The sequence below is a fragment of the Polymorphobacter sp. genome, assembly GCF_051860865.1.
Lineage (GTDB): Bacteria > Pseudomonadota > Alphaproteobacteria > Sphingomonadales > Sphingomonadaceae > Sandarakinorhabdus.
On record NZ_JBIMKZ010000014.1, the window covers coordinates 1 to 3,431 of the forward strand.

The 3,431-nt window shown below is 59.1% G+C and carries 3 protein-coding genes; 2 read left to right on the forward strand and 1 reads right to left on the reverse strand.

The window, feature by feature from the left end:
* Positions 1–73: 73 nt before the first annotated feature.
* Complete coding sequence (locus ACTIFJ_RS04160; protein WP_439532830.1) at positions 74–850, reverse strand: aspartate/glutamate racemase family protein; 777 nt, start codon at positions 848–850, stop codon at positions 74–76.
* A 120-nt stretch (positions 851–970) separates the two neighbouring features.
* Here ACTIFJ_RS04160 and ACTIFJ_RS04165 point away from each other — a divergent pair, with 120 nt between their 5' ends.
* Both ACTIFJ_RS04165 and ACTIFJ_RS04170 read left to right on the forward strand, forming a co-directional pair.
* Positions 971–1,615, forward strand: a complete 645-nt coding sequence (locus ACTIFJ_RS04165) for an MSMEG_1061 family FMN-dependent PPOX-type flavoprotein (protein ID WP_439532831.1) — start codon at positions 971–973, stop codon at positions 1,613–1,615.
* 161 nt (positions 1,616–1,776) lie between these two features.
* Positions 1,777–2,319: a hypothetical protein gene (locus ACTIFJ_RS04170; protein ID WP_439532832.1), complete on the forward strand. Its 543-nt coding sequence runs from the start codon at positions 1,777–1,779 to the stop codon at positions 2,317–2,319.
* Positions 2,320–3,431 lie beyond the last annotated feature (1,112 nt).

Sequence of the window (3,431 nt, forward strand, 5' to 3'; positions counted from 1 at the left end):
CCGATCGTTCGTACCAAACCCATTCATGGGGTCTGGGGCCCAAGGCCCCAGCCGCCGGAGGCCCTTTCCCCGCTCACGGCTTCCAGACCAGCGCCCGGGCGCCGCCGTCCATCATGCCATGGATCATGTCGGACAGGCAGGTCTCCGGCTTGGGGTAGGACCGGCGGCTCTGGGTCAGCCCCAGCGACAGCGCCACCTCGACCAGCTTGTAGGTCAGCGGCCCCGGATTGATCAGCGGCACCGGCAGCCGCTCCGCCAGCCAGGCATGGCTCTGGTGCATCGTCGTCGACCCCAGGCAGATCGCCTCGGCACCGTCCTCGACGCACTGCATCGCGGCGGCGAGGAACTTCGGAAACACATCCTCTTCCTTGCCGCCGAGCAGGCTCGACACGTTCGGCGCGATATTGGGCGAGCGGATCGACACGCATTTGCTCTCCAGCCCATATTCCCTCAGGTTCTTGGTATAGAGCCCCTTCCACGGCCCCCATTGCGTCATGATCGAGAAATTGCCGGCAAACATCAGCGCGGTCAGATAGGACGCGCGGGCCGGCGAAATCACCGGAATATCGAGCACGGACCGCAGCGCGTTCATGCCGGAATCGCTCATCGTGTCGATGCACACCGCATCATAGCCATCATCCTGCGCCGAAATCCCGACCTCGAAAATCGACATGTCGGCCAGCAGATAGTCATGGTACGTCTCATAGAGTAGCGGCGCCGCCTTGACCGGCTTGAAGTCGAAGACAATGTCCGGACCTGTCTGCACCGATTGCAGCTGTGCCTCGCGGTTCGCCACCCCCTCATCGTCGAGCGGAAACGGAACGATGACCAGGACACGCTTCTGAGCCACGATGCTCTCCTTCAGCACGGTTGATACGTCCAACTATGCGGAGCCGACAGGATTTGGTCCAGACCTTTATGCCTCCACAGAAGCTTTGGCGGCGTCGCGAAGCAATGATATGCATGCGCAATGACCGACAGCGACCACCGGATCACCGATGAGCAGACGCTCGAAGCCATCATCGGCGAACCGATGGAATTCGTCCGCGCCAAGATCGTCGCCGAGCTCAGCGACGCCATGCGCCAGTTCATCGCCTCGGCGCCGCTGGCCTTCGTCGCCACCATCGACGAGCACGGACGGGTCGATATCTCGCCCAAGGGCGACCCCGCCGGCTTCGTCCTCGTCGACAGCGACGGATCGCTGCTCGTCCCCGAGCGACCCGGCAACCGACTGGCCTTCGGCTTCCGCAACATCCTGCGCGGCAGCAGCGGCGGGGGCGGCGGCGAAGTCGGCCTGATCTTCCTCGCTCCCAACCAGCGCGAAACACTGCGCATCAAAGGCGTCGCCACCCTGCACAACGACCCCGCAATCCTCACCACCATGCACGTCGGCGGCAAGCCGGCCCTGCTCTACATGCGGGTGCGGCCAACCGAATGCCACTTCCACTGCGGCAAGGCACTGATCCGCTCCCACCTCTGGCAACCAGAAAAATGGACTGGCGACGCCCACTCGATCGCCGCCCGCGGCTACGCCTCACAAGGCCTGCTCGGCAGCAGCGACGTCGCCCAAACCGAAACCGTGCTCGATCAGGTCTATCGGGACGAGCTGTACTAGGCCGTGAACTTGTAACCGGGAACCACCGCTAACGCCAGGACACTGCCCTTCAGTTGGCAGATCAGCTTGCCTACTTCCCGACGTTCGTTAGTCTCAGAGCAATGAGAACGGCCGTACCCGCGCATCTAGGCATCGTCAGCCCTCGCCGAACGGCGGTTCGCTTGGTTGCGCTGACGGCTGCCGTCTGCATCGGCACGCTCCCTGTGGCAGCCTTTGGTCAAGACGGTTGGCGAGACGGTGGCAAGCCGATTGCCGGCGATCCGTCGATGGCTTCATCCAAAAGTTTTGCTGTTTTTCAGATCGCAACCTTGGATGGAGAAGGTTTTGCTGCCCGGTGGAACATGCCAACCGCAGGCGTCGAAATAGCCAAGACCTCGAAAGTAGCTCGCAACCAGCCTGTCTTCATATTCATCGTCTTTACGGGATGCACGCCAGATCAATCAGGCACGTGCAACGTAACAGCCGATTTCAGGATGTTTGATCCAGTCGGAAAGTCGTTCGGTGAACAACTCGGAAGCCGCGTCTGGGTCGGGGCGCCGCCACCGACAAAGTATGCTCTGCAGCTATCGTCTGAATATCTCGGCATGATTGTGGAGAATAAGGACAGCCTCGGTGCTTATCGGATCGTTGCCACTGTAACTGATCACGTTTCAGGTATAAGCTTGACGACCGAGCAAAAGATTATAGCCGAGCCAGCGCCTTAACGACCAAAACACGGATAGGGCAACCGGCAGCTTTCATCGAGGTCCACCCGAAGCCACCTGTCGCAAATGCACCCAATCTCAGCCATTCGGTTTCAGGAGTTTACGGCCTAGACGGTAAGACAGAGGGCCTCCGGCGCTAAGAGAAGGGCCTCCGGCGGCTGGGGCCACAGGCCCCAGACCCGAAATATTTGGTCGATCCCACAGCGCCGTCGATTGTCGCCTGGCGAAGGCCCAATTATCGGCGACTATAGCGTTTGCAAACCCAACTGAACGTCTGACAATGGTAGGAAGCGGTCGTTCATTCACCCCTTAGGCGAACACACCCGCGTCTTCCACCAGAACGAAGTGGCGACGGTGAGAATGAGTAAGACCATTCCGTTGGCAAGCATATACAACGACTGCGAAAGCCAAAACAACCACAGACCGAAAATAAGACAAAATACCGCCAGCAAGGCGCAGAAGGCTAGGAACATGTTTTGTCGAGCTACGTCGGTCATCAATGCAACCCATCTTGTATATGCAGATCGCTTCCTTCCAGCCAAACTGCGGCGTCCCAACGATCATCTTTGTCAGAAAAGACGTAGCACCTGCGACGATCTACAGGTTGCGGTAGGCAGTACTTGCTTAATCCAACGATGGCCTCGGACCCTATTGAATACACCCACTCATCAACTGGGTCCTGAAACCCAGAATGATCGTAAATTCGAAGCGTCAACGGAGTGCCGTATACTTGCCCAAGATATTTAACCTGAAGGCGAGCGGGTTCAATCAAAAGAGTTTGAACAGCCGTTCCAAGGAAGAGTATTGCGTAGCCGCTGAGAACGATCAATCCGTAACCTGGTACCGAAGCGGCACCCGACGGAATACAGCGTAGCCTCCGGAGAACGAACCAAAGGAGGCCTCCCCCGGCCGCAATCGGGAGAAGCAGGACCAGCGACGCCAAGAACATTGCGCCATCATACCCCATGCCGTGCCTCCCGCCGCTTCATACGCGGATGATGTCATAAGCGAGCCGTGTCCGCTATTGGGCGAAAGCGGCCGTTTCAAAACCTAGGGCTTGCAAACGAGATTATCGCCCAATTATCGGGGTCTGGGGCTATCGGCCCCAGCCG

Bases quoted from the DNA above. Each gene is read 5' to 3' on its own strand.
- ACTIFJ_RS04165 (WP_439532831.1), top strand. From the start codon at position 971: ATGACCGACAGCGACCACCGGATCACCGATGAGCAGACGCTCGAAGCC.